Here is a 25,161-nt window from a genome sequence, read left to right on the forward strand (position 1 = left end):
GAGAAGGAGCGCTTACTCCTGGTTCTGATACCGACGAATACCGAACTGGCCGTAGCCGCCGTAGGCGATCTCGAGCGAACCGATCCACCAGTTCCACCGGTCGGTCGGGGCGCCGTCGGGCGCGTCCGAGAGCTCCTCGATGACGACGTCGTTCGTCAGCGTCGCCCCGACGTCGGCCTGGTACTGGCCGGAATCCGCGAGATCGACGGCCTGCCGGACGACGACGCGGGACTGGCCCATCGTACCGCCGAACTCGTCGCGCAGGCGTATCTCGAGCCGCCCGGGATCGATGAACACGGTTCCAGCTACGATTTCGACGTACTTGACTGTTCGAGCGGCGGTAAACGTGTAGTCGACAATTGACGTCGAAAGAGCACCGATATCGGTGGCCGGGAGGACGGCTCGAGCACCGCGAGAGCCGTCCGACTCGGGGAAGGGCAGGCGGTCACACGTCGCTCACCGTGAACGAACCCGTAGGTGAGTGAGCGGGCCGACGACTGACCCGGAGTGAACGAAGTGAATGGAGGGGAAGGAGGAGTGCTTTTAATCGAATTTTTGCCGAGGGCGCGGCTTGCCGCGCCCGCAGAGCAAAACTTCGATCGATGTTCTTTTGAGCGACGGCCGTCTTCCGTCGAACATGGCAAGTTTCACTGTCGTCGTCGGCGACCCCGACTCCGGGTCGTCCTACCAGCTCGAGGCGGAAGAACAGGACGCAAACCGGTTCATCGGCAAGTCGATCGGCGAGGAAGTCGACGGCGGCGCCGTCGGACTCGACGGCTACACGCTCGAGATTACCGGTGGCTCCGACGACGCGGGCCGACCGCTCAACCCGGGCGTCGCCGGCGCGAACCTGCAGGAAGTCCTGATGAAGGAACGCCAGACGGGCTACAGGCCGTCGCGTGACGGCGAACGCCGCCGCATCACGGTCCGTGGGAGCGAGGTGTCCGACGCCGTCGCACAGATCAACGCTGCGGTCGTCGACCACGGCAGTACCGACATCGACGAACTGCTCGGTGAGGGCGACGCTGAGGGCGACGAGTAACCGCCGACACGAACTTCGTTTTCGCTATGGCAGACCGAATTTCGAGCGACCATCCGTCAGTGCAGACGGTCCGGTCGACGTGTACGGAGACGGCAACCGGCGTCCGTCTCGAGGTACCGGCCGACGAACGCGACGCGTTCCCGACCGACGAGGTCGTCCGGATCGTCCTCGAGGGCGACGAACGGTTCGGACGGGTCGAACGAGCGTTGACGGGCGACGATCTGTCGATTCCGGCCGTCTACGAGACGCCCGATCAGGCCCGCGATCCGAGCGGCGCGCCGGACCGACTGACTGACTGGGCCGACGAGCACGACATCGCGGCGGGTGGCTCGGTACTGATCGACGTCATCGAACCCGAGTTCCTCTACGGGCTTCGCGCACCGGGCGAGACGGTCTATTACGACGCCCGTGAGCCCCCAAGCGACAGCCTGAGTGACATCGCGAAGGATCTCGAAGATCAGTAGGGTCGTCGTCTCGGGACTCGAGTCGTCACCGGGCGCGAAAGCCGATAAAAGCACAGCGACCGGTCTAGAGTCGCGGCAGGAACGCGTACAGCAACAGCCCGAAGGCCAGATGCTGGACCATCGTTCGCTCGACGGTCGCACGAACGTACTCCTCGTCGTCGATCGAGTACTCCTTGGTTCGTACCTTCGCGTGCATCGATAGCACGTCCGCCTCTTCCAGAGTGTGCAGACTCGGGTAGACGGTGCCCGGACTGAGCTGGGCACCGAACAGGTGGGTCAGATCCGAGAGCAGTTCCTTCCCGTGGGTCTCTTCGTGCAGGGCGATGAGCATCAGCAGAATCTCGTCGAGATTCTCCTTGATTATCGCCTCGTCGAACTGCACGTCGTCGGTCGGCAACGCCGCGTTCACCTCGGCCATCAGCTCGTCGAGTTCGCGCTCGACGTCCTTGGACGACTCGTCGGTCGTTCCCAAGGAGATAGTGTACGATTCCGACTGCTCATCTGCAGTCGCCGCCCTCGACAGGTCGTCGAAGACGGACTCCGTATCGGGTATATCCTCACGCATTGACGATCACCAGTTGGGGGTTCGTGAGAAGGACCGTCGACGCACCCGTCGACCACGCACTGCCGACGAACCGCTGGCGGACGACCACTACTCACGACTACTGAGTTACTGGAACCGCCATATATTAAATAGCAGGGAGTCGAACAGACAATAAATCCGTAAGTACAATCTCTCTTGATTTATAAAATAACTATATTATCTGCCGTTGTTTGTGACTCGATACCGATTTCGTTTTGAATACGTTGATCATTCAAATCACAACAGCAATAGTGACCACATGATTTGTTATGTGTGCCGGAGGATTACTTATGATAAGGGTTTTGGCCGATGGCCAAATGAATGACCATTACGTGGACGGCTCTTCGCGAATGATGCTAACCATCTCGTTCGGTTCGTCGGTCGTCTCCTCCTCGTCGATCTGTCGTTCGACCCGACGTTCGGCCATCCGAGCGATCATGACGTGCTCCTCGAGATCGTCCCCTCTGATCTTCGCGATGTACTCGAGGCTCTGGGCGTGGGCGCTAAAGAGCGTCCCGCTGAGCGACTCGAGGGGGTAGTCGAGGGTGGTCGGTTCGTCGTAGCGTTTGTTGTGAATCTCGCCGAGCGAGAGCCCGCGCAGGTAGGAGGTCATCTGTTCGCGGACGAGCGAACTGATCCAGCCGAGGTCTTCGTAGTAACGCAGGCAGTTCAACGCACCCGTGGTGCCGAATGTTTCGCCGAGAAACCGGGCCCACTGGATGGTCGCGTCGGTTCGCCCGGCCGATCGTTCGAGCGTCTCGAGGTACGGTTGTGATCCTGACATGGTAGGTGGCCGGAGTGGCCGGTCTATACCGATGACAGTGCCGGAACTATCAAGAAGGTTCGTCCGATTACGAGGAGTGAGTCGCCCGTTACTGCGGTCCGAAGCGGTCTCTGCGCCGGAATTAGTTAGACGGCGATGACGGCGTTGACGACGTACTGCGTCACGACGGCGATGATCGCGCCGAGCCAGGTCAGGAGGACGAAGTGAACCAGACTGCTGATCATGTGTCCGCGGTCGGTGATCCGGATCATGATCGACGAGAGCATCGCGTTGATCAGAACGGTCATGATCAGGAGGTACTCGATGGCACCGAGGTCGTACTGTTCGGTGTGGAGGAGGTTGCTCGCGACACCACCGCCGCTTACGCCGGCGCCCTCGCCGCCGCTTCCGGCGCCGAAATCCATCTCGGTCGTGATCTCCATCATAATCTCGACGACCTCGAGGCCGATGAAGAAGGCGAAGACGCTCGCGGCCGTGATGCCGTAGAGGACGCCGGTCAGCGTCGTCGTCGCCTGCTGGCGTTGTTCGCGGACTTTGAGCACCTGGTTCTGGTTCTGACTGATCACCTTACCCAGCACCTTCGGATCGCCACCCATCTGGCGGCCGACGACGTACATGTCGCCGAACTTCTGGATGAGGTAGGAGCCGGTTTCGGCGGCGAACAGCCGCCACGAACGGATGTCGTCGATCCGCATGTTGAGTCGCTTGTAGAGGGCGTCGACGTTCGCCGTCAGCGCGCCGAAGTCCTTTCGTCGCAGGCTCTCCAAGACGTTCCCCGTCGAGGTCTGTTTGACGCTCTCGACGGCACCCAGCGCCCGGATGAAGCTGGGAAACTCCCCGTCGCGGACCTTCACCTTACCCTCCTCCTGACGCATCCGCCACCCGGGCAGGAGTAACGGCGTCACCGGGATCGCCGTCAGGACCGGCAGCGGGATCCGGTCGGCAGCGATCGGGAGGAGTCCGAGCAGGACGAGCAGGACGGCGATCGCGAGAAGGAGACTGCTCCCGATACCGATCGCGAGCGCCCGAGGAATCCGTGACAGCGGGCCGACTCCGGCGGTCTCCTCGATGTACCAGAGGGGATCGTACGGCGAGACGACGTGAATCGCGTACACGAACGCCACCTGCACGATCCCGAACATGGCGATCGTGCCGAGGATGAGCAGCGTCGGGCTGATCCCGACCAGGATCGGCAGCACGATCGCGAACACGAGGACGAACGACACCGACAGCATCATCGACATGTACAGCTCCTTCATGACGTCGAGTTTCGCCAGATCGGCCTCGTAGCGGGTGACGAACTGCTGGATGATCGTGTCCTGTTCTTCGATCAGGAACTCGTCGATCCCCTGGCCGCCACCGACCGTGTACGCGAGTCGCTCCAGAAAGTCGGTCAGGAGCGGACTCGAGGTCTGTTTGGCCCGGAGCCGACAGGCGTCGTCCAAACTCATGTTCCAGGTGTCGACCAGCGCGACGAGATAGCCCATCTCCTCGGCGAGCGCGTCGTACTCGTCTTCCTCGGCGAGCGTCCGAAAGATCTCGACGCGGTTGATGTTCGTCATCGAGAGGACGGTGATGTGGGTCAGAAAGAGGTGAAAGCGCTGGCGAACCTGCTTTCGCTTGCGATCCTGCGCGAGCTTCGGGTAGATGATCGCGACGACCACGAACAGGAGCCCGAACAACACGACCGGGAGCGCGACGAACAGCGGGAGCCCGGGCGCGAACGTGAGGACGGCCGCGCCGACGAAGATGCCGAACGCGGGCCCGATCACGAGCAGCAGATATCGCTCGGTGGACATCTCCATGTTCGCGTACGCCGTGTTGAGCGACTGGAGTGCCGAACGGGCGCTCATATCGGGCGCGGGTTGGGATTCTGTCGACATTGGCGGTGTAAAGGTGTCTCGGGTCGTCGCTCAGGCGAACTGATCGATCCCCCGGATCTGGATCGGGAGCCCCTCGAGGCCGTCGCGCTGGAAGTCGGCGATGGCGTCGTTGACCTCGTGGTAGCCGAGCACGTCGGCGTCGATGAGTTGACGGATGATCTCGGCGCGACGGTCGAGTTCGTCGTAGATCTCGCGGGTGTCCTGATAGCCCAGCAGCGTCGCGATCTGTTCCTCCAGGACGTAGGAGTTGTTTCGTCCCGTGAAGGCGACGTCGTCGTCGCGGGGGTCCCACTTGAACGCCTGTCGGGTGACGACCCCGCCCTCGTAGTCGGAGTAGCCCTCGATCTCCTGGACCGACGTGACGCGCCGGAGGACGTCGTCGCCCTGCTTGACCCGGTTCTGGAACAGGGCAACGTCGCAGTTGTCCATGAACGTCTCGGGGACGTTGATCGGCGCCCCGGTAAACCGCTGGATCATCGAGACGATGTCGCTGGCGTGGAAGGTCAGCATGACGGGGTGGCCGGTCTGGGCCGCCTGGAACGCCATCTGTCCCTCCGCCCCGCGAACCTCACCCACGATGATGTAGTCGGGTCGCGATCGGAGGGCGGCCGCGACGAGGTCGAACATGTCGACGTCCGCGGACTCGTCGCCCGACCCCTCGCGGGTGAGGAGTTGCTGCCAGGTGTCGTGGGGCGGAATGACCTCCGCGGTGTCCTCCGCGGTGTAGATCTTCGCGTCTCGCGGGATGAACGAGAGGGCGGCGTTCAGCGTCGTCGTCTTCCCCGACGCCGTCTCGCCGACGACGAACACCGTCTGCTCGTTCTCGAGACAGAGCCAGAGGTACGCCGCGAGCTCCGGCGAGATCGTCCCCCACTTCGTGATCTGGAAGACCGACAGCGGGATCTCCTCGCCCTGACGGATCGTCAGCGAGGGACCCTGCACGGAGACGTCGTCGGAGTAGATAATGTTGATACGCGAGCCGTCGGGCAGCGTCGCGTCGATGACGGGATCGGAGTCGCTGACCGGGTGGTTCATCCGCTCGCCCATGTTGCGCAGCCACTGTTCGAACTCCTCGGGCGTGCCGAAGTCGACCGTCGCCGAGATCATGCCGTAGGTGCCGTGATCGAGGTAACACTGCTCGGGCCCGATGACGTGAATGTCCTCGTTGGCCGTGTCGACCATCACCGGCTCGAGCGGGCCGAGGCCGACGATGTCCCGCTGGAGCTGGTAGCGCAACCGGTCGAACTGGTCCCGCGAGAGCGAGATCTTGCTCCCGCCGAGGGATTTGAGCCGGCCGATCGACTGGCCGGTGATTCCCGAGGTGATCTCGACGACGTCGTCCAACAGTTCGTCCAGGTGTTCCTCGAACTCCTCGTTGTTGCCGGGTGCGGGCCGCGTAACGCTCTTGTCGAGGATCCGCCGCCGGATCTTGTCGTACAGCGCCGTGTCCTCGTCCTCGAGGGTCGGCTCGACGCAGTAGTAGGTCGTCGTGATCCCCAGATCGCCGTGGACGTGACAGAAGATCGGCGCCTCGGCCTCGTAGATGACGTTCGGTCGGTGGGACTCCCACTCGCCCGACGGTTCGTCGATGAGTTTCGGGTACTCGTTGTACTCCTCGTAGAACCGGTCGAGATGTTCCCGGAGGTGGGGGTATTCGCTCGCCAGTGCGTCCAGCTCGTTCTCGAGTCGCGCAGTGCCGAAATCGGACATCTATGCCACCGTCCTGCTGACGATCGAGATGCCGCGTCCCTGCTGGACGTTGAACCCGATCGAGTCGTCGACTGGCGTTTTCATGTTCTGGAACCGACGGACGAGGACGTTCCGTCGAATCTCCTGTCCGACCGTGTTCGTCTCTATCTGGAAGTAGATATCGGCCGTGTTCCGCAGCGGCCGCAACGCGTCGTCGCGGACGCTCGTCGGGTCGATCGTCAACACGACGGTCTTGTCCTGCATGGTCACGTGCCGGAGGAAGGTGACCAGTCGCTGGATGACGTGGTCCTCGTCGCCCTCTTCGATGACGGCCTCGTAGTTGGGGTCGTTCCGCAGGAGCGCGGAGAGGGTATCGACGTAGACCACGTCGGCCTTCCAGAGCGTCTCCGCGCTCGCGAGCCGCGCGAGCAGTTGGCGCTCGGTACCCTCGTCGTGCGTGTCGACGTTCGCGTGCAGGAAGAGCATCCGCTCGTCTAACAACAGGTCGACCACGTCGTAGGACAGCGAGTGCATCTGCTGGACGAACTCCCAGGACTCGAGCTCCGTGGAGATGTAGGTGACGTAGGCCTCCTCCGTCGCCATCCCGTAGGAAAAGCGCTGGGAGAGCGCGCTCTTGCCGGCGCCGTCCTCGCCCTCGATGAGCACGATGCTCCCCTCGGGGATGCCGCCGCCGATGGCGGTATTCACGCGGTCGCTGTCGGTCAGTCCGATGGAGTAGTAGTCGGTCATGGTTGGGGCACGTAGAACTCGAGCGTTTCCGTCTGGCCGTTGACGATGACTGTGACTCGGTGTTCCTCGCCGGTCTCGAGACTCTGGTCGGGGATCTCGAGTTCGGCGACGACGTCGTGTCGCCAGCTGTTCGGTTCGTCGTCGGCATCGTGGAGTACGACGTCGAACTCCTCGCTCGTGACGTACTCACCGTTGACGAGTACGTCCAGACCGCTCCCGTCGTCGGCGAGGGTCTTCTGGCCGGTGTTCTTGACGAGGACCGAGATCGTTCCGTTGTCCACGTCTGCGTCGTACACTGCGTCGCTGCCCGGATCGCTGATGATCTCGATATCGGTATCGATCTGCTCTCTGACCCCGTCGCTGTGGGTATCGATCGAGCCGCTGACGTCGGTCACCGTCGTCACGAGCGTCCCGGCGACGGCCGCCGCGACGAGCATCGCGGCGATAAAGAGGATCAGCGACGAGATCGATTCACTCGACATGGGTCACCTCCGCCGTCTCGGCGATACCGTGCTCGGTGACGACCTTCACTCGTTCCGGTGGGTCGTCGGTGTCGTCGATCACGACGGTGATCGAGAGCGTCTCACCGGGTTGCCAGAGTTCTCTGTCCGCAATCCCGTCGACGGCGGTCTCGTCCTCGCCGACGCTCCGGTAGACGCCGTCGACGAGCAGATCCGTCGCCGGTACCGACAGCGTCGTCGAACCGGTGTTGGTCACGTTCACGGTGAGTTCGTCGCTGGTTTCGTTGAACCGAGCCTCCTCGAGTTCGATATCGCTATTACGAAGCTCGAGCGTTCGTTCGTCGCGGTCGTCGATCGCCGACAGTCGGTTCTCGTGGGCTCCCTGCAGTACCGGGTAGGCGATGCCGACGGCCACGAGCATGCCGACGAGAATTACCGCCGTCGCGCCGCTGGTACTGAATCCCACGTCCGGTCACCTCCGTCGTCCCGTCATGGACCCGGCCCCGAGGTCGTCGTCTGCTTCGGCTCGACCTCCCGTTTCGTCCGGTGGATCTCCTGCAGTTTCATGATGTACGTGTAGCTGTCGGCGTGATCCTCGGCGGTCAACTCCTCGGGCGTCGTCTCCGGATCGACGTGAATGTCGAGATCCGGGCCGCTGAGCACGCCCTCGAGGTGGGTTTTGACCTCCTCGTCAATCCAGCCGATCTCGGCGTAGTAGGAGATCGCCCGCAGCGTCGCCGCCGACCCGGCCGTCCGGACCAGTTGGGTGAGCCACTCGAAGACGATGATATCGGTCGCGTACGTGTCCGCGAGCGTCGTGAGCGTAACGTCGTCCGGATCCTCGTCGTCCACGCTATCGGTCTGATTCTCGTCGGTCTCGGCGTCCGGGTCGTCGACGCTCTCGGTCGCCTGAACCTCTACGCGCGTATCACTCTCGTCGTCCCGCTCGAACCGCTCATCCTCGTCGAACGTGATCGTCCGTCCGCCGTCGGCCTGGGCCTGGGCCGCGTTCTCGAGTGCGCCCTTCAGATCGTCGAACGAGACCGTCTCGTCTTCGGTACTCGAGCCGGCGGACGAGTCGGCGGCCGACGCGAGACCGAATCCGCTCGTTCCGTCGTTGTTGTCCTCTTTCTCGCCGAAGACGCCGAAGCCGTTCTCCTCCTCGCCCGCGCCCGTGAACGGATTGACGTCGTCCGTCACCATGTCGTAGACGCCGAGTAGCTGGCGGACCGTATCGTTCACCTCTTCGACCTGCTCGGCGACCTGCTGCTGGGAATCCTGCACCGTCCCCAGCGTGGACTCCTTGGACTCGAGTTCCTCCTCGAGTTCCTGAATCCGATAGAGGAGGTCGTCGACCTCGTCCGCATCGTCACCAGATCCGCGGTTGAAGAGGCCGCCACCCTTGCCGCCGTCCTCGGATTCGGACTCGGCGTCGTCCTCGACGGTCGTCTCCGACGCATCGGACTGGGCGTCCGTCGCGGGCTCGGACTCCTCGTCGAACGCATCGCCCGCCTCGCGTCGGTCCTCGCGGTCGCGACCCCGACGGCCGCCGCTACTGGCGAGGAAGTCTTCGATGAGCTCGCGGAACGTCTGGAGTCCGAAATTCATTGTCACCTACACGGGGTCGCGACGCGGCGGGGAGCGCGACTCGAGGCCCTGCCGGCCGCGAGCGGTGCGGCCCCGTATTCCACGTCGCACGATCATGCTACTCCCCAGTAGCGAGTCGGGTCCTATAGGGGTTCGCTCGAGTTCGCGCCGCGTTTCGAGACGTGAGTCGAGTCTCGATACGCTCGGTGAAATGGTACAGAGCTTGATAGGCTACCTATTCGTTGTCATCGCCGGGGTGCATCCCCAGATACTGTGATGCCAATCATCTCGCCACACTCCGGCCTTCGACGGGGCACAGTCCGTGTTCCGTCGCCACGCCCGACGAGGGAGCGACGGGCTCGGCCCGTCAGGTCGGCAGTGGGTGTCCAGGTGGGCACTCGAGCGCGTTTCACAGGGTGTGACGCGTCGCGGGCGAGTCCGGCACGCAGGGTGTACACACTATGTTCGAAACAATAACAGACGACGAAGAACGCGGCCAGGTCGGTATCGGTACCCTGATCGTGTTCATCGCAATGGTCCTCGTGGCGGCGATCGCCGCGGGTGTCCTGATCAATACGGCAGGGGTACTGCAGAGTCAAGCCTCCGACACCGGGTCGGAGACACAGGAAGCGGTTGCGAATCAGATCGAGGTCGTGCACGCAGTCGGTGAAGTGAACGATGAACAGGACATAAACAGTGATGGTACCGTTGACTACAGCCATACTGGCGATATCGTAGACGTAGTCGAAATCACGGTGATGAAATCAGCGGGGTCGGACTCGATCGACCTCTCGTCGATGACGATCCAGTACACCAGTGATTCCACCGATCAAACACTGACGCACGAGACGGGCGTTGCAATCGATGGGGATGGTTCCGCTCTCACCGGTGCGGCAACCTCCGACACATTTTCGACGACTGCCGTCGCAGGTGATAACGCGGATGACGAACTAATTGACACAGAGGACCGCGTAAGAGTTACTCTCTTCGTCGGTGCGATCGAGGCAGGAACTGACACCTACGGGGGAGACGAGCTTGTGGATGAGGGACTTGAAGGCGGCGGTAGCGCGACTATTTCGCTGACCGACCAGTCCGGTGCACAGTTCACCTACGGCATCAGCGTTCCATCGACCTTCGGTAACAAAGAGGTCGTAGAGGTCTGATTCATGTTTGAAGCAATCACAGATAGTAATGAACGTGGGCAAGTAGGTATCGGTACCCTCATCGTGTTCATCGCGATGGTGCTGGTTGCCGCAATCGCAGCCGGCGTGTTAATCAACACCGCAGGTGTACTGCAGACGCAAGCCTCTGACACTGGTTCCGAAACTCAGGAAGCGGTCGCGAATCAGATCGAAGTCGTTCATGGTGTCGGCGAAATTAAAAAGCTAGACGGTGTAGAGCTAGATACTACAAATTCCCGCAGCATCGATTACGACGCTGACACCGAATTTGTGGACGTGGTAAATCTAACGGTGATGAAATCGGCCGGGTCAGAGTCGATCGACCTCTCGTCGATGACCATCCAGTATACCAGTGACACAACTGACCAAACGTTAACACATGGTGCGACTGAAAATGGCCTCTTTGCCGACGCGGATGAAGACGGCCAGCTTGATGGCGACGCGACATCATCAACGTTCGGAACAAATGCTGTTGCAGGCGACAACGCTGACGACGAACTCATCGATACCGAGGATCGAGTGACGATCACGCTATTCGTCACTGCAATTGAAGCCGACAGCGATGGTTACGAGAGCTTCAGTAACGAAGGTCTCGAGGGCGGAGACAGTGCAACGGTATCGCTGACCGACCAGTCCGGTGCACAGTTCACCTACGGCATCAGCGTTCCATCCACGTTCGGTAACAAAAAGGTCGTGGAGGTCTAACCATGTTCGAAGCAGTTACCGATAGGAACGAACGTGGACAGGTGGGTATCGGTACCCTCATCGTGTTTATCGCGATGGTGCTGGTCGCAGCGATTGCAGCCGGCGTGTTAATTAACACTGCTGGTGTCCTGCAAACCCAGGCATCCGATACTGGCTCCGAGACCCAGGAAGCGGTTGCAAATCAAATCGAAGTTAAACACGGGATCGGAAATATCAACGCAACGCATGGGATGGAGGTGAATCCTAGTGCAACAGAGCCAGAAACGATCGATCATGGCGGCGAGGATTACGTAGATGTTGTCGAGCTCACGGTAATGAAATCGGCAGGTTCGGAGTCGATCGATCTGAGTTCGATGACGGTTCAGTACACGAGTGATCGAACTGATGAAACCCTCACGCACGGTGGAAACGACGCAGATATTGCATTCGATGATAGCGGCGATCCTATCGTTGTCGATGCATCTGCAAACGCAACACAATTCGCTACGAACTCCGTTGCAGGTAGCAATGGTGATGACGAACTCATCGACACGGAGGATCGCGTGAAAATCACGCTCTATATCAGCGCCATCGAAGCCGGGACAGATAGCAACTCGGATGCAGCAACGCTTGCAGGTGACCTCTCAGGCGTCGGTCTGGAGGGCGGTGACAGTGCAACGGTATCGCTGACCGACCAATCCGGTGCCCAGTTCACCTACGGTATCAGTGTCCCGTCGACCTTCGGTGACAAACAAGTCGTTCAGGTCTAATCAGACGACCACCTTCACACACAAACACACCATGACCCCCGAACCAACACAGGACGACGGCATTCTCACCCCCGAGGAGTTGCAACTCGAGGACGACAACGTCGCCAAACTGAGTGAGAATTGCTATCCCGTCCAGTCGGACGGAACGGACACCGCAGCCGAGATGCCGGTAACGCCGCGACGATCACCACGGGCATCGACTCGACTCCCACGCATCTCGAGTCGAACACGTCCGACCACTCGACACACCAGCGTCTCGCCGACGCGACCGAACCGCGCGGGGTCACCATCACGCTAAAAACAGACGGCGGGGTCACACACCATCGTACGACATCACATGACTCCGCGAGGTGTTCGTAGACTTCCTGACCTGAGATGCCAGCCAGCCCGACGACATGCGCCACACGAAGTGCTGCAGGCCACGCTGGCTGCGTCCGATCTCGAGGTCTGACCCGTCGATCACACACGCTTCGTAACAGAAGTCGCAATACAGGGACACAACGGTATGCGATACAGGGATACGGCGTGTCTCGCTTTCGACGCCGATTGAATTCTCGGCGTTTTCTCGATCGAACTCTCAGAGGGTTCTCGAGCGGTATCGACCAGTTGATCGGACACGGAATTTCGAACCTCCATAGGAGTACCCGAATCGAGACGCGCCAGATTCACAACTCACCGCTCGATATCGTCCGGGTCTTTTTGCAGGTACCGCCTCGAGAGAAACTCATGACGGACGGCCCCCTTCACAGTCCCTCGCGACGACGGTTTCTCGGCGCCGCTGCCGGTACGACCGCGACGATCGCCGCAGCCGGGTGTCTCAGCTCGCTCGGCGGCGGCTCGCCCTCGAACCGGATCGACCCCGTCGAACCGTCCGAGCCCCGCGAGGGATCGCCCGGCGAGTTCTACTACTTCCTCGAGGAACACGGAATCGAGGTCGAGGAACTCCTTCGCGAAGACGACGAACTGCTTCTGACCTACCGCTCCGAAGCGGAGACCGTCAGCGACTCCAACGAGGAAATCACGATCGTCTACGAGATTTACAAACAGGCGCTGATCCAGCGCGGCTCGGAGATCGAGTTCCTCTACTCGGAGATTTCGAACCCCTTCGACGGCCAGGCACTCGGCTGGGGGATCGACACCGAGTGGATCCACCAACACGACAGCGGCGAGGCGGACGAGGGACTAGACGCCAACGAGTCGGCGACGGCCGACGCCGGAAACGAAACTGAAGGTAACGAAACCGCTGGTAACGAGACCGCCGATGGCGGCTTCGATTCGGACGCGTTCACCCTCTGGAACAAGATCCTGAACACGAAAGTCTACGAGGAAGACGTCGAGGCCGTCGAAGACGACCAGAATCCGGAGGAACCCCCGGAGGAAGACGTCGACCTGGACGAGAACGAGACCGAAAGTGACGACTGATCGACGACACGGCACTGCTGATCGAACGACCGTCCGAATACGTTCCGAGAACTCATGACCCCCGACCCCACCCAAGACGACGGCGTTCTCACCCCCGAGGAGTTGCAACTCGAGGACGACAACGTCGCCAAGCTCAGCGAGAACCGCTATCTCGTCCGATCGGACGGAGCGGGCGCGACGGCCGAGATGCCGGCGGCCGACGCCGCCGCGGTCGCTACGGACGCCGACTCGAGTCCCGCGCGCCTCGAGTCGAATCCGTCCGATCAGTCGACGGACAGCCCGCTCGTCGACGCGGCCGAACCGCACGGGGTCGACATCACGCTGAAAACCGACGGGGAAATCGCACACCACCACGCGACGTCGCACGACGTCCGCGAGGTGTTCGAGGACCTCCTGACCTGGTACGCGAGCCAGCTCGACGACGACCTGTCGCCGAGCGAGGCGCTGGAGGTCATGCTTGCCGCGTCGGATCTCGACGTTGCGCCGCCCTCACGCTGACAGGGCGGGCGGACGCCACGGGGAATGCCCGGCGCAGGGCTCGTTTTTCGGTGCGGTCGACTCGGCTAATCCAGTGACTCGAGTTTTCGTCGGAGATATCTGTTCAATACAGCGATAAGACCGTCTCTCCATTACCGTCGAATGCCGATCATTCGAACGGGTTATCCGTTGTCGTGAGTCGGGTAATATTATCGATAGCGTCGAAGCCGTCGTCGAACGAGTACAGATACTGTAGTTCGAGCCGCTGCATCGCGGCGGCAATAATAGCATCTGTCAGCGAGAGACAGTTGTATCGTCGAAACAACGACCGTCCGGCGTCGAAGTCGCTCTTCGGAGTGTGAACGATTTCGAAACCACTGCTTTCGATGAGTACATCGAGTGTCTGAGCTGCAGCATCGTGTGTACTCCTCGCCTGAAGATAATTAACTACTTCCTCGAGAACATCGCTCAACACGTATGCCGTCGGCAACTCGTTCTGATCGAACGCTCGTGAGATAGCGTGTGCCCGTTCGTGATTCTGATCGCGCGATAGTCGAGCCGCGATGAGTACATTTGCGTCCACGACAACGCGAGCCATCAGTGGTCACCGGCAACGAAGTCGTGATCTTCAGCCGCGTTCGTCGTCTCACCGATATTGACTGGCTCGAGTTCCGAGAAGGCACCATACCGTTGTTTGACGATTTCGATCGAGAGCGTGCCATCTTCGTCGACTCGCCATCGGAGCTTATCGCCAGCCTCGATATCGGCTGCACGTCGGACTGCTGCTGGAACCGTTACCGAATAGCTATCGTTGACCGTTGTTTCGTCCTCCACTCCGCGAGACATGACTATGGCTACACACTCCAGAGTGAATAATTTGGCGCCTAATTTGCGTGCTGAAAACACGTCACTGAGGTCAGTATTGCCACCGTATGACGGGTCCTTTTTCCACCTCGAGCGACGACTTTACGCTATGACCAACGCACGTGAGGAGTTCCTAGCCGGCGAGCGACCCGACGACGTCGCACTGTTCTTGGCCGACTCGTACGTCTCGGACGACCGCCTCGAGCAGTTCGGCGACCGGGTCGAGGACGGCGTCCTGATCGTCGTCGACGGCGGGCGCGGCCGGAGCGCGTTCCAGGCGGCGACCGGCACGCAGGCGATGGAGTTCGCGAAGTCGGCGATGGATCTCGAGGGGGAGATCGACGACGACCTCTCGGGTGGGAGGTGCCCGAAGGCGTCGGACGACGAAGCGCACGCGGTCCAGTTCGTCTTCGCCTTCGCGGAGGAACAGAACGAGGACGTCGGCGGGATCTACGCCGACGGCGACGTCGTTCACGCCTACGCGCAGTGTACGTGCGAAACGGCGTACTCGGATCGGTGGAACGCGACCGACGCCTGATCGAGAGGTATCACGGTCCGTATCGTTTCAGCCGTAAGGAACACCCTTTTGCGACCTGATCGGCTAGTTCAGGGCCATGAGTTCCTTCGAAACACCGCACGAGACCGACCGTGGCTTCGGACTTTCGGGCCGAGAGATGCAGGTAATCGGCGGCGCGACCGGGTTGATGGCGATCACCGTCGCGTTGATGTACGTCTTCGCGGCGACGCCGCTCGCGGTCGTCAACGACTACCTGTTCGCGGCGCCGATCGTGGGCGTGCTCGTCTACGGTGCGGCGATCATGGGCGGCGAGATCATCGCCGAGCGAGGGATCGAGGGCGGCGATATGGGAATCGCCTTCGTCGGGATGGTCGTCCTGCAACTGGCCTTCGGCGTCTTCGGGGCCGGTATCCTGTCGAGGGCTCCGCAGGCGACGCAGCTGACAGCGTTAGGGATCACGGCGATCGTCACCGCGCTGATGACGGCGCTGGTGTCCGGCTACGTCTACGCCCGCTCGACGACGTTCGAACACTGGGGACGGTTCGCGAACTACGCGTTCCTCGGGGGCCTCGGCGTGATCCTCGTCGGGACGTTCGTCATGCAGGTCCTGCTTCTGGTCGGGTTCGTCCTCATCTTCCTGGGGTTCATCCTCCGGCTGGGCTACGAAATTTGGCAGGTTCGGGACCACCGCGACGCCTCGGTCGCGCTCCAGACGATCGGCGTCTACATCGCCGTCGCCGGTGTGTTCGTCCACGTCCTGCAGCTCGTGATGCGGTACATGGCATCGCAGAATTGAAATCGAGGTTCGGAGCAGTTTTCGGCGCGATATCGACCGAGTAGCCGCGACTCTATCCCCTAAATCGGTCGATTTAATCCCTCGTTCGTGATACCCTCCTCCGTGACGCGCTATTACGAAGACCTGGCGGTCGGAGACGTCTACGAAACCGGGAGTTACACCGTTACGAAGGAGGAGATCGTCGACTTCGCCGAACAGTTCGATCTGAAGCCGTTCCACGTCGACGAGGAAGCGGCTGCGGAGTCGATATTCGGGGAACTCGTTGCCAGCGGTCTGCACACGCTCTGCCTGTCGGTTCGGTTGTTCTCACGGACTTCGTCCAGGGTGAGGAGGGAGTCGCGAACATGGGCGGACTCGGAATGGACGACCTGCGGTGGCACGAGCCGGTCAGACCCGATGATACGCTCCGCGTTCGAGCCGAGGTGCTGAACAAGACGCCCTCGGAGAGCCGATCGGATCGCGGCTACGTCGACTTCCGTCGCACCGTGCACGTCGACGGTACGGAGGTCATGGCGATCACTTCTCACAACATCGTTCGTCGAGCAAAAGCCGAGGAGTAGGTCGCTTTCGATCTCGCCGTTTCGACCACCGCATCCTCGAGTCGATTATTCGTCGTCGACCGTCGCGTCGTCACCGTCGGCTTCGGCTTCTTCGACGACGTCCCGGAACGCCTCGAGAATGACCCGTTTCGTGACGGCCCCGCGGGTCACCCAGTGGTTCGCGTAGTCGAGCATGTCGTCGTAGATGTCGGGCTTGCAGCCCGCGGCCTTGGGGTGGCCGCCGCCGTTGACCTTCCCGGCGACCTCGTGACAGAGCTGGAACTCGTCGGTGCCGCGGATCGAGGCCGAGCCGGCGGGTTTGACGATCACGGAGGCGTCGGCCCCCTGCTCGCGCATCGCCTCGGCGACCTCGTTCTGCGAGCAGCGACCGTAGGTGATGCCGACGGTGTAGCCGCCGATCTCGCGGAGTTCCGATCGGCCGACCGCCTGATCGATGAGCGCCTCCTTCTCGACGCGCCGTTCCTCGAGGAAGTCCCGTGCCCAGTCGGGGAGATCGGCGCCGTACTCGCGGACGACCTCGACGTACTCCGCGGGGTCGGTCCAGTAGGCGTAATCCGCGAGGTCGTCGCTGCGCGGGTCCTCGCGCAGCCAGAGGTCGTGATCGCGCGTGACGGCGGCCAGCTCCTCGTACATCGGGGAAAAGTCCCACTCGAGCGAGCGGTAGACCACGTCGGCGCTACACTCCTCGTCCGAATCGCCGACGACGAGATCGACGCCGGCGTCGCGAACCGACTGGGCGACGTCGTCGCCCCACTGGTGGTGGTCGTACCAGGCGACGCCGCTCGCGGTCTCGAGCGCCGCGTCGAGTTCGTCCTCGACGTACTCGTACCGGTCGGGCGCGAGGTCGCAGACGAAGAGGTCGATCCCCTCGTCGCCGTACTCGGCGACGCGAGCCAGCGCGTCCTCGACGTCGTGCGGACTGGCGGGGATCAGCGCGACGGAGTGGGGCGTGGGTTCGGGCTCCTCGAGCGGGGCGTCGGCCTCGCCGGCAGCGAGCGCGACGGCCGCTTCGTCGGCGTCGTCGACGGCATCCGCGGCGGGTTCGGTATCGACAGCCGGGTCGTCCGCTCGCGCGCCGTCGTCGCTCTCGGCGTCTTCGGCGTCCTCGTCGTCCGGCTCCGGGACGTTCCGGACGTCGTCGTAGGCCTCGCGGATCAGCGCGACGCAGGCCAGTCCGTCGGCGTCGGGGTCGGCGACGACGGCGACGTCGGCGCCCTCGAGCGCGGCCGCAGTCTGCTCGTCTTCCAGGTCCTCTTCGAGCGTATCCGGGAGAAAGAACCCGGTGCCCGGAACGACCGACTTCCGGGCGATCGGGAGCTCGCCGCTATCGATGAGTTCGTCGTACATATCACGGTCTGCGGGCCCGCAGGGGAAGTGACTTCCCCTCTGTGGCGGCCACTGCCTCGCGTTCGCACGGGGATCCGACCAGCGCTCGCCTCGCCTCAGGCCTCGCTCGTCGCTTCTTCGCCACTGGCGGCGTCGTCGCGGATCGTCTCGAGCTGTCGAACCGAGAGGACGGGAACGGGCGAGGTACGGACGACGCGTTCCGCGACGCTGCCGAGCAGGAGTCGGTTCTCGCCGTGGCGACCGCGGGTGCCGGTCGCGATCAGATCGGCGTCGATCTCGCGAGCGTACTCGCAGATCTCGACCGCGGGTCGTCCGTCACGGACGGCGGTGGTGATTCCGATCTCCTCGCCGGTGCGCTCCTCGACGGTCGCGAGCGCGGCGTCGGCGGTCGTCTCGAGGGCGGTCTGGAGTTCGTCCCGGAGCTGTTGGGGTGAGGCGTCGACCTCGCTGGCGTCGACGACCGAGAGCGCGTGGACCTCGGCGTCGAAGCGATCCGCGAGATCGAGGGCGACGTCGACGGCCCGTTTGACGCTGTCGGAGCCGTCGGTGGCGATCACGACCGTATCGAACATACGCGGAGGTTACGGGCGGAGCGGCTTAAACGCTCTCTCGTCTCGGCCGCGACCACCGTCGAGTCGCGATAGCCCGTCTTGGAACGGGTCTCGGCCCGAAAACGGCTCTCCGATTCGGTTCGGGTCCGCCGAGCGTGGGGTGGCTTTTTGACGACGGGCCACACACCAGCGCGTATGGACGACAGCGAGCCGTTTACCGTCGACACCGTTCTCGCGCCGGTCGACGGGAGCGAGGAGTCAGCCACCGCCGTCGAGTACGCCGTCGCGGTCGCCGACCGCTACGATGCCTCGGTCCACGCCCTGTTCGTACTCGGCCGCGGTGTCGTACAGGGGATGAGCGCCGGCTCCGTCGAGGAAGACGACATCGCGGCCGACACGCAGGGGTTTTTCGACGACGTTAGCGCCATCGCGGACGAGGCGGGCGTCCCGATCACGACCTCCGTCGACGACGGCTTCTCGCCGACCCGCAAGACCCGTCATCCGGGCAACGTCGTGCTCGACACCGCCGACGCCATCGACGCCGACTTCATCGTGCTCCCCAGGGAGCCGGTCACCGACACCGCGTCGGCGGAAGTGCTCGAGCAGGTCGCCGAGTACGTGCTGTCCTACGCGAGCCAACCCGTTCTTTCGGTGTGAGATCGGGTCTCTCGGTTACAGGGGCGGACGAAATGCACGCGGTTTCGTCGCGATTCGGAGGCAGAACTGAGCGGGGAGCCGACCGCGTAGTCGACGAGTTCGGAGAGCTACCGGCCACTACAGTCGAATCGCCATCTCCTGTTCGAAGCTCTCGGTACCGGTCGCCTCGAAGCCGACCCGTTCGTAGAGCGCGATCGCCGGGTTGTTCCAGCGTTCGACGGTCAACCACACCCGTTCGATACCGAGCGCGCTCGCGTGCCCGAGCAGGTGCTCGAGGAGCTTCGTCCCGATCCCGGCGCGCTGGTAGGCCTGCAGGACGAAGATCGCGAGCTCCCACTCGATATCGGCGTTGTCCTCGATCGAGGCGGGGTCGTCGGTGTCGGGGACGAGCATCGCGTGTGCGATCACGTCGTCGCCGTGGCGAGCGACGACGTTGACGCTCTCGTCGGCGATCGCCTCGAGCCAGTTGCGAATGCGCTCCTCGCCGGTCGGCGGGATCCCCTGTGCGCGGTCGGTCGGGTCGAACTGATCGTACATCTCGACGACGTCCTCGAGGGTGTCCTCGAAGTCGTCGGACGCCAGAATTTCGATCGGGCGCCCCTCTCGGTCCTCGAGCGTCGTCGGCGGCGCGGGAAACGGTCCGGCCGGCTCGTCCGGATACGGGCGCGTACCAGCCATCGTTATCGCACCAGTTTGACGGTCGTCGGCGCGTTCAAGAGGACGAACTCGGTGATCGGTCCGAGTTGGATCTTCCCCATCGGGCTCAGGGTGCCGCCGCCGATCACCAGCTGATCGAACTCGCCCTGTTCGGCGTAGTCGACCAGCGAACTGCCCGGATCGCCCTCGAGTTGGACGACCTCCGCCTCGACGTCGGCCTCCCCGAGGAGCTCCGTCGCCCGTTCGACCATCGCATCCTGTGAGCGTTTCGCCTCGGGTTTATCGACGACGGCGACGGTGAGGTCGTCGCCGACCTCGCGGGTGCGGTCGATCGTCTGCCGGAGCGTCTTGATCGATTCGTCGCTGCCGACGATGCCCACTAAGACGTTCATACGCATGACTGTGCACCCGTGCACGAAAACCGTTGTGCCGCAGCCGCCGCCGTCTGGGGGTGGAACTGTGCCGCAACCACCGTCGCCGAGGGGGCGGAACCGGCGGGTGGCCGCGGACGGTCGAACGCCGCTCTCGATCGGCACGAACGAATACTCGAGTGTGAGTGAACACCGCGTGTATCGGCCGCAGACGTTGCGCAGGACGACGACGTTAAGAGCGTGTGGTGAATACGATGACGGAATGAGTGATGCGGCGCTCGATGTCGTGGAGTTTCTGCTCACGACGAGCGTGTATTCGGACGACAGGACGCTAGACGAGAACGATCTCCCGCCGGCGTTCCGGCGGGTCTTCTGGACCGGAGGTGTCGAGGACGACGGCGACGGCGACGGGCACAAACACGCCGGCATCAGTCGTCCCCTCTCGGCGACCAACGGGACCGCCCGGGAGGCGACTGACGTCGACCGGCCCTGGGACGCCATCTCGGAGCTGATGTTCACCGAGCGCGACGAGTTCTCGGGGACGATCACCCTCGCCCAGGAGGGGATGGCCGAACAGTGGTTCGCCGAGCGCGTCGACGACGAGCGACTGCGCGAGAACCCGACGCTGACGAAACACTTCACGAACCACGAGGAATACGGCGACCAGTTCGACGTGACCCACGAGGAAGCGCGAGAGGCGAACCGCCCGATTCAGGCCGACCGCGTCTGGATCGACGGCCTGCTCGACGAGTACTTCGACGAGGAAGAGGACGAGGAGATGCTCGACCTCGTCGAGGTTCGGGCACCGGAGGAGGTCGACATGTCCCTGAACGACCTCGTGCTCACCGAGGATCAGGAGAACGAGCTCAACAAGATCGCCAAGGCGATCGAACACCGCGACTACCTCGCGAACATCGGGCTTCGCGAGATCGGCAAACTGCTATTCGTCGGCCCGCCGGGCACCGGGAAGACGTCGACGGCGCAGGCGCTGGCCCAGGACATGGATCTGCCGTTCGTCGAGGTCAAACTCTCGATGATCACGAGCCAGTATCTCGGCGAGACGGCCAAGAACGTCGACAAGACGTTCGAGGTGGCCAAGCGGCTCTCGCCGTGTATCCTCTTCATCGACGAGTTCGACTTCGTCGCGAAGACCCGCAGCAGCGACGAACACGCCGCCCTGAAGCGTGCGGTCAACACCCTGCTCAAGAGCATCGACAACATCTCGCTCATCGAGGACGACGTCCTGTTGATCGGCGCGACCAACCATCCCGATCAACTCGACGACGCCGCCTGGCGGCGCTTCGACGAGATCATCAACTTCCCCAAGCCCGACTACGACATGCGGGCGGACATCCTCTCGCTCATCACCCGCACGATGGAGATCGACGAGTTCGATCCCCACCTCATCGCCGAGGTCACCCAGGGGCTGACCGGCAGCGACCTCCGGATGGTGTTACGAGAGGCCGTCCTCGAGGCGCTGACCGAGGACCGAACGACGCTGACACAGGAGGACCTGCTCAACGCCGTCGAGGAGTTCGAGGAGCGCGATACGCTGAAGAACATGGACATGATGGGCGGCGACCACGACGCGCTCGTCGCCGGCGGCGACCTCGGAAAGGCCAGTGACGGCGGTGAGCCGACCGAATCCGACGAACACTCGCACGACCACGGCGATCACGATCACAGTCACTGACGCGGATCACGGTCACGGCTACTGACGTCGACGAAACGGAACTACTCGCTCGAGGCTGGATCGGACGGTTTTTAGGTAGCTTCCGAACAGTATTGATCGGTGCCGCCAGACAAATGGTATGAGCCGCGACCACGCCGATTCGGCCCACACCGGACGGCTTCACCACGTCGAACTGTACGCGTCCGACCTCGAGACGTCGGTCGAGTTCTGGGACTGGCTGCTCGCCGAACTCGGCTACGAACGCAAAAACGAGTGGGACGGTGGTCGCTCGTGGATCAACGGGCCGACGTACCTCGTGCTCGTTCGGGCGGACGACGCCGACCACCCGTTCGATCGGCGGGCCGCCGGCCTGAACCACCTCGCATTTCACGCGGCCTCCCGCGAGCAGGTCGACCGGCTCACGGCCGGCGTTCGCGAACGGGCGAACGCGACGGTGCTCTACGAGGATCGTCACCCCTTCGCCGGCGGCTACTACGCGCTCTACTGCGAGGACCCCGAAGGGATCAAAGTGGAAGTCGTCGCTCCGGACGAGTCCGCCGAGACGTAACGCGTGTTTTCGAGCGAAACTACCAACTATCCGCCCGATGTCGTCGCCGTATGAAGGATTTCCACACCCACACGACCTACTCCGACGGGGGGTTTCTCGAGGGGATGGTCGAGGCCGCCGAGGCGGCCGGACTCGAGGGGATCGGGCTGACCGACCACTGTACGGTATCCGCCCGGGAGAAGCCGTCGACCGTCCGCACCATCTACGGCTTCAATCTGGATCTGACCTACGAGCGGCGGCGGCGGGCGATCGAGGCGCTTCGCGACCGCGAGGACGTCTCGATCGAGATCTACGACGGCGTCGAGATGGACTACGACCCGCGCGACGAGGCCGAGATTCGCGACTTTCTCGAGGAGGCCGGCTTCGACTACACCATCGGCAGCGTCCACGCGGTCGACGGGCTGAACGTTCAGGTGCCGAGCAACTTCGCGGAGCTCTCCGACGTGGACCGCGACGAGATCGTCGACGGCTACTTCGAGACTCTGGTCTCGCTGATCGAGTCGGAACTGTTCGACGTCGCGGCCCACATCGACCTGATCGAACGGACGCCGGCGCTGCGCGGGCGGGCGACGAGAGCGCACTACGACCCCGTCGCCCGGGCGCTCGCGGACTCGCGGACGGTCCCCGAGATCAACGCCGGACGAGCCATCGCCGACATGGCCATCGTCCACCCCTCCGAAACGTTCCTCGACGTGTTACGGGAGTACGACGTCGCCGTCACCATCGGCTCCGACTCCCACCGGCCGAGTGAGATCGGCGACCGGGCCGCGTTCCTCGAGGAGTACTTCGAGACCCACGACCTCGAGGTGGTCGAACCGCCGGGACTCGACGTCGGGCACACCAATAGTAACAACTGAGGGATGTGTACACCAGTTGTCAGTCGGTAACTGCCCCGGATAGGCGCTCGGTGGGGGTGATAGCACCGAATCGCCGGCGACGCTTCGATATCGAAGTCCCGATAGGAAGGACACCCTTTTTGTCGGCGGCATCCGATAGCCCGACCATGACTACGGACCGGAACGTCTACGGGACCGAACTCGAGCCCTGTAGCACCGATCCATCGACCGGTTTTCTCCGGGACGGCTGCTGTCGTCGCGTCGAATCGGATCGGGGCCGCCACGAAATCTGTGCCGTGATGACCGAGGCGTTCCTGCGGTTCAGCAAAGCCCAGGGGAACGACCTCGTCACGTCGAAACCCGAGTTCGAGTTCCCCGGCCTCGAGGCCGGCGACCGCTGGTGTCTCTGTCTCGCTCGCTGGCTCGAGGCCGAGGCGGCCAGCTGTGCGCCGCCGGTGGTGCTCGAGGCGACCCACGAGGCCGTCTTACGCGACATCGAGCCGGAGCTGCTGCGAGAGTACGAGTACGGGCGCGGCGAGCGCGGCGATTCGAGTGGCAGCGGTGCGGATCACGGCACGTCTACGGACGGGTTCGAATCGGAGTAGTCCGCAGTCGGATTTCGAACCGGGCGAACTGACGCCACCTGCGGGGAATACCCTTTATGTGACGGGTTCTAATCGGATGCCAATGAGCGATGGATCGTCACAGGGAAGCGCCGCGGACGCGTTCGCCGAACGGGCGCAGGCGGAGTACGGCGACTCGATCCGTCACCTCGTCGTCTTCGGGGACGCGGTCCGCGACGACGACCGCGGCATGCACACCGAGTGGGAGGCGCTGGTCGTCCTCGAGGACCACGACGAGGCGACCGAACGACGGCTCGAGGGCCTCGGCGAGACCGTCGGGCTCGAGCGCGGGGTCGTCACCTCGGTGTACGTGCTGCCGGTCGATCGATTCGAAGCCCGCGAGGATCATCCGTTCGTGCGGGCGGCGTTCGAGGAAGGGCGGTCGTATGTCTAGGCAACGGCGGAGAGGCGGTCTCGGAAGCCGTATCGGAACGAATGGACCGTTGGCCGACGCCGACGGGCCCACCGAACCCGGTGAATCCGCCGCCGTCTACGACGTCACCGAACGTCACGGGGGCCGAGCGTAACGATGCGCGTCACACTGCTCGGAACCGGGGACACGACCGGAACGCCCACCGTCGGCTGTGACTGTGATACCTGCGAAACCGCCCGCGAACGCGGCGTCGAACGCACTCGGTTTTCGGTCCACGTCGAGAACGAACGCACCGACGAATCGCTGCTGATCGATTTCAGCCCCGACTTTCGGTACCAGTTTCTGCGCGACGACGTGGCACTGCCCGACGCCGCCATCGTCACGCACATTCACTTCGATCACCTCGACGGGCTCGGCAACGTCTTTCGCATCCTCGACTCCCTCGACGTGTACGCGGCGAACGAAACCGACCCGAAGACGGGCAAGAGCGTCGCCGAAACGGTTCGGGCGGACTACCACTACCTCGAGCCGATCGACGTCCACCCGACGACGCCCCTCGAGTCGGTACGGGTCTGTGGCTTCGACGTGACGCTCGTGCCCGTCGAACACCCGCCGCTGCTGTGTTACGGCGTCGCGATCGAGGACCCCGAGACGGGCGCGAAACTCTCGCTCACGGGCGATACGAGCTACGACGTTCCCGCAACCAGTCGGGACGCCCTCGCCGATCCCGACCTGTTGCTCGCGGACGCCATCGTCCCCGCACACCTCTGTGAGTACCACCCGATCGGCGGCCGCCACGAGAACGAGGCGGGCGTTCCCCGGACGTTCGGGACGAAACACATGACTCGAGAGGGGGCACTCGACCTGGCCGCCGAGTTGAACGCCGAGCGGACGCGGCTGGTCCACCTCGCCCACTACTATCCGGCCGACGAAGCGTTCGAAGAACCGTTAGCTGTCGACGGTGAGACGTACGTTCTCTAGAATTTCAGCCA

33 protein-coding genes are annotated in these 25,161 nt (G+C 63.0%); 18 read left to right on the forward strand and 15 right to left on the reverse strand.

Annotated features, from left to right (window positions below; all coding sequences use genetic code 11):
- Positions 1–12: 12 nt before the first annotated feature.
- Positions 13–297 (reverse strand): hypothetical protein, encoded by a 285-nt coding sequence (locus ACSFC7_RS01020; protein WP_436345905.1) that lies wholly within the window; start codon positions 295–297, stop codon positions 13–15.
- Between the two features lie 340 nt (positions 298–637).
- On the opposite strand from ACSFC7_RS01020, the gene ACSFC7_RS01025 reads away from it, so the two are divergent.
- On the forward strand, positions 638–1,042 hold the full coding sequence (locus tag ACSFC7_RS01025; RefSeq protein ID WP_436345906.1) for a 30S ribosomal protein S6e: 405 nt from the start codon (positions 638–640) through the stop codon (positions 1,040–1,042).
- Positions 1,043–1,068: 26 nt separating this feature from the next.
- Positions 1,069–1,506 carry a DUF7112 family protein gene (locus ACSFC7_RS01030; RefSeq protein ID WP_436345907.1) on the forward strand — a complete coding sequence of 146 codons (438 nt, stop codon included), beginning with the start codon at positions 1,069–1,071 and terminating at the stop codon, positions 1,504–1,506.
- 64 nt (positions 1,507–1,570) lie between these two features.
- Here the strand turns inward: ACSFC7_RS01030 and ACSFC7_RS01035 are convergent, their stop codons facing one another.
- The 8 genes from ACSFC7_RS01035 to ACSFC7_RS01070 all read right to left on the reverse strand — a co-directional run bounded on the left by ACSFC7_RS01035 (position 1,571) and on the right by ACSFC7_RS01070 (position 9,264).
- The gene (locus ACSFC7_RS01035; protein WP_436345908.1) at positions 1,571–2,071 is read right to left on the reverse strand and encodes a helix-turn-helix transcriptional regulator; all 501 of its coding nucleotides are present in this window, start codon (positions 2,069–2,071) and stop codon (positions 1,571–1,573) included.
- A gap of 346 nt (positions 2,072–2,417) precedes the next feature.
- Positions 2,418–2,873 (reverse strand): FlaD/FlaE family flagellar protein, encoded by a 456-nt coding sequence (locus ACSFC7_RS01040; protein ID WP_436345909.1) that lies wholly within the window; start codon positions 2,871–2,873, stop codon positions 2,418–2,420.
- Positions 2,874–2,998: 125 nt separating this feature from the next.
- Positions 2,999–4,756 carry an archaellar assembly protein FlaJ gene (gene flaJ / locus ACSFC7_RS01045; protein ID WP_436345910.1) on the reverse strand — a complete coding sequence of 586 codons (1,758 nt, stop codon included), beginning with the start codon at positions 4,754–4,756 and terminating at the stop codon, positions 2,999–3,001.
- 30 nt (positions 4,757–4,786) lie between these two features.
- Positions 4,787–6,466: a type II/IV secretion system ATPase subunit gene (locus tag ACSFC7_RS01050; protein WP_436345911.1), complete on the reverse strand. Its 1,680-nt coding sequence runs from the start codon at positions 6,464–6,466 to the stop codon at positions 4,787–4,789.
- Entirely contained in the window at positions 6,467–7,195 is a 729-nt protein-coding gene (locus ACSFC7_RS01055) for an ATPase domain-containing protein (RefSeq protein WP_436345912.1), read from the reverse strand.
- Complete coding sequence (locus ACSFC7_RS01060; RefSeq protein ID WP_436345913.1) at positions 7,192–7,677, reverse strand: flagellar protein G; 486 nt, start codon at positions 7,675–7,677, stop codon at positions 7,192–7,194. The genes ACSFC7_RS01055 and ACSFC7_RS01060 overlap by 4 nt, the downstream gene beginning before the upstream one ends.
- On the reverse strand, positions 7,667–8,122 hold the full coding sequence (locus ACSFC7_RS01065) for a flagellin (protein WP_436345914.1): 456 nt from the start codon (positions 8,120–8,122) through the stop codon (positions 7,667–7,669). The genes ACSFC7_RS01060 and ACSFC7_RS01065 overlap by 11 nt, the downstream gene beginning before the upstream one ends.
- 23 nt (positions 8,123–8,145) lie before the next feature.
- Positions 8,146–9,264: a FlaD/FlaE family flagellar protein gene (locus ACSFC7_RS01070; RefSeq protein ID WP_436345915.1), complete on the reverse strand. Its 1,119-nt coding sequence runs from the start codon at positions 9,262–9,264 to the stop codon at positions 8,146–8,148.
- Positions 9,265–9,704: 440 nt separating this feature from the next.
- Here ACSFC7_RS01070 and ACSFC7_RS01075 point away from each other — a divergent pair, with 440 nt between their 5' ends.
- The 6 genes from ACSFC7_RS01075 (at position 9,705) to ACSFC7_RS01100 (ending at position 13,798) form a co-directional block, all read left to right on the forward strand.
- Positions 9,705–10,406 carry an archaellin/type IV pilin N-terminal domain-containing protein gene (locus ACSFC7_RS01075; RefSeq protein WP_436345916.1) on the forward strand — a complete coding sequence of 234 codons (702 nt, stop codon included), beginning with the start codon at positions 9,705–9,707 and terminating at the stop codon, positions 10,404–10,406.
- Positions 10,407–10,409: 3 nt separating this feature from the next.
- The gene (locus tag ACSFC7_RS01080) at positions 10,410–11,129 is read left to right on the forward strand and encodes an archaellin/type IV pilin N-terminal domain-containing protein (protein ID WP_436345917.1); all 720 of its coding nucleotides are present in this window, start codon (positions 10,410–10,412) and stop codon (positions 11,127–11,129) included.
- Positions 11,130–11,131: 2 nt separating this feature from the next.
- Positions 11,132–11,878 (forward strand): archaellin/type IV pilin N-terminal domain-containing protein, encoded by a 747-nt coding sequence (locus ACSFC7_RS01085; protein WP_436345918.1) that lies wholly within the window; start codon positions 11,132–11,134, stop codon positions 11,876–11,878.
- A 31-nt stretch (positions 11,879–11,909) separates the two neighbouring features.
- A complete protein-coding gene (locus tag ACSFC7_RS01090; protein ID WP_436345919.1) occupies positions 11,910–12,176 on the forward strand; it encodes a hypothetical protein in 267 nt (88 codons plus the stop codon).
- 428 nt (positions 12,177–12,604) lie between these two features.
- Positions 12,605–13,300, forward strand: a complete 696-nt coding sequence (locus ACSFC7_RS01095) for a twin-arginine translocation signal domain-containing protein (RefSeq protein WP_436345920.1) — start codon at positions 12,605–12,607, stop codon at positions 13,298–13,300.
- Between the two features lie 54 nt (positions 13,301–13,354).
- Entirely contained in the window at positions 13,355–13,798 is a 444-nt protein-coding gene (locus tag ACSFC7_RS01100) for a DUF7500 family protein (protein ID WP_436345921.1), read from the forward strand.
- Positions 13,799–13,946: 148 nt separating this feature from the next.
- Here ACSFC7_RS01100 and ACSFC7_RS01105 read toward each other — a convergent pair whose 3' ends face one another.
- Together ACSFC7_RS01105 and ACSFC7_RS01110 are read right to left on the reverse strand one after the other, a co-directional pair.
- Positions 13,947–14,375 (reverse strand): type II toxin-antitoxin system VapC family toxin, encoded by a 429-nt coding sequence (locus ACSFC7_RS01105; protein ID WP_436345922.1) that lies wholly within the window; start codon positions 14,373–14,375, stop codon positions 13,947–13,949.
- On the reverse strand, positions 14,375–14,623 hold the full coding sequence (locus tag ACSFC7_RS01110) for an AbrB/MazE/SpoVT family DNA-binding domain-containing protein (protein WP_436345923.1): 249 nt from the start codon (positions 14,621–14,623) through the stop codon (positions 14,375–14,377). The genes ACSFC7_RS01105 and ACSFC7_RS01110 overlap by 1 nt, the downstream gene beginning before the upstream one ends.
- A gap of 127 nt (positions 14,624–14,750) precedes the next feature.
- On the opposite strand from ACSFC7_RS01110, the gene ACSFC7_RS01115 reads away from it, so the two are divergent.
- The 3 genes from ACSFC7_RS01115 (at position 14,751) to ACSFC7_RS01125 (ending at position 16,383) form a co-directional block, all read left to right on the forward strand.
- Positions 14,751–15,179: a DUF5807 family protein gene (locus ACSFC7_RS01115; protein WP_436345924.1), complete on the forward strand. Its 429-nt coding sequence runs from the start codon at positions 14,751–14,753 to the stop codon at positions 15,177–15,179.
- A 76-nt stretch (positions 15,180–15,255) separates the two neighbouring features.
- Entirely contained in the window at positions 15,256–15,954 is a 699-nt protein-coding gene (locus ACSFC7_RS01120) for a hypothetical protein (protein ID WP_436345925.1), read from the forward strand.
- Between the two features lie 102 nt (positions 15,955–16,056).
- Positions 16,057–16,383 (forward strand): MaoC/PaaZ C-terminal domain-containing protein, encoded by a 327-nt coding sequence (locus ACSFC7_RS01125; protein WP_436345926.1) that lies wholly within the window; start codon positions 16,057–16,059, stop codon positions 16,381–16,383.
- Between the two features lie 176 nt (positions 16,384–16,559).
- On the opposite strand, the gene ACSFC7_RS01130 is transcribed toward ACSFC7_RS01125, so the two are convergent.
- Together ACSFC7_RS01130 and ACSFC7_RS01135 are read right to left on the reverse strand one after the other, a co-directional pair.
- A complete protein-coding gene (locus tag ACSFC7_RS01130) occupies positions 16,560–17,861 on the reverse strand; it encodes a DHH family phosphoesterase (protein ID WP_436345927.1) in 1,302 nt (433 codons plus the stop codon).
- A 95-nt stretch (positions 17,862–17,956) separates the two neighbouring features.
- Positions 17,957–18,433, reverse strand: coding sequence for a universal stress protein (locus tag ACSFC7_RS01135; RefSeq protein WP_436345928.1), 477 nt, complete (start codon positions 18,431–18,433; stop codon positions 17,957–17,959).
- A 174-nt stretch (positions 18,434–18,607) separates the two neighbouring features.
- Between ACSFC7_RS01135 and ACSFC7_RS01140 the strand changes: the two genes are divergently transcribed.
- Positions 18,608–19,069 (forward strand): universal stress protein, encoded by a 462-nt coding sequence (locus ACSFC7_RS01140; protein ID WP_436345929.1) that lies wholly within the window; start codon positions 18,608–18,610, stop codon positions 19,067–19,069.
- A gap of 117 nt (positions 19,070–19,186) precedes the next feature.
- Here the strand turns inward: ACSFC7_RS01140 and ACSFC7_RS01145 are convergent, their stop codons facing one another.
- Both ACSFC7_RS01145 and ACSFC7_RS01150 read right to left on the reverse strand, forming a co-directional pair.
- On the reverse strand, positions 19,187–19,747 hold the full coding sequence (locus ACSFC7_RS01145; RefSeq protein ID WP_436345930.1) for an N-acetyltransferase family protein: 561 nt from the start codon (positions 19,745–19,747) through the stop codon (positions 19,187–19,189).
- A 2-nt stretch (positions 19,748–19,749) separates the two neighbouring features.
- Positions 19,750–20,118 (reverse strand): universal stress protein, encoded by a 369-nt coding sequence (locus ACSFC7_RS01150; protein WP_436345931.1) that lies wholly within the window; start codon positions 20,116–20,118, stop codon positions 19,750–19,752.
- 241 nt (positions 20,119–20,359) lie between these two features.
- Between ACSFC7_RS01150 and ACSFC7_RS01155 the strand changes: the two genes are divergently transcribed.
- The 6 genes from ACSFC7_RS01155 (at position 20,360) to ACSFC7_RS01180 (ending at position 25,150) form a co-directional block, all read left to right on the forward strand.
- Positions 20,360–21,790, forward strand: coding sequence for an ATP-binding protein (locus ACSFC7_RS01155; protein ID WP_436345932.1), 1,431 nt, complete (start codon positions 20,360–20,362; stop codon positions 21,788–21,790).
- 118 nt (positions 21,791–21,908) lie between these two features.
- Positions 21,909–22,337: a VOC family protein gene (locus tag ACSFC7_RS01160; protein WP_436345933.1), complete on the forward strand. Its 429-nt coding sequence runs from the start codon at positions 21,909–21,911 to the stop codon at positions 22,335–22,337.
- Between the two features lie 50 nt (positions 22,338–22,387).
- Positions 22,388–23,194 carry a PHP domain-containing protein gene (locus ACSFC7_RS01165; protein ID WP_436345934.1) on the forward strand — a complete coding sequence of 269 codons (807 nt, stop codon included), beginning with the start codon at positions 22,388–22,390 and terminating at the stop codon, positions 23,192–23,194.
- Positions 23,195–23,340: 146 nt separating this feature from the next.
- Positions 23,341–23,778: a DUF2237 family protein gene (locus ACSFC7_RS01170; RefSeq protein ID WP_436345935.1), complete on the forward strand. Its 438-nt coding sequence runs from the start codon at positions 23,341–23,343 to the stop codon at positions 23,776–23,778.
- An 82-nt stretch (positions 23,779–23,860) separates the two neighbouring features.
- Positions 23,861–24,190, forward strand: a complete 330-nt coding sequence (locus ACSFC7_RS01175) for a hypothetical protein (RefSeq protein ID WP_436345936.1) — start codon at positions 23,861–23,863, stop codon at positions 24,188–24,190.
- 135 nt (positions 24,191–24,325) lie between these two features.
- Complete coding sequence (locus ACSFC7_RS01180; RefSeq protein WP_436345937.1) at positions 24,326–25,150, forward strand: MBL fold metallo-hydrolase; 825 nt, start codon at positions 24,326–24,328, stop codon at positions 25,148–25,150.
- Positions 25,151–25,161 lie beyond the last annotated feature (11 nt).

The sequence above is a fragment of the Natronorubrum halobium genome, assembly GCF_051351675.1.
Classification (GTDB): domain Archaea; phylum Halobacteriota; class Halobacteria; order Halobacteriales; family Natrialbaceae; genus Natronorubrum.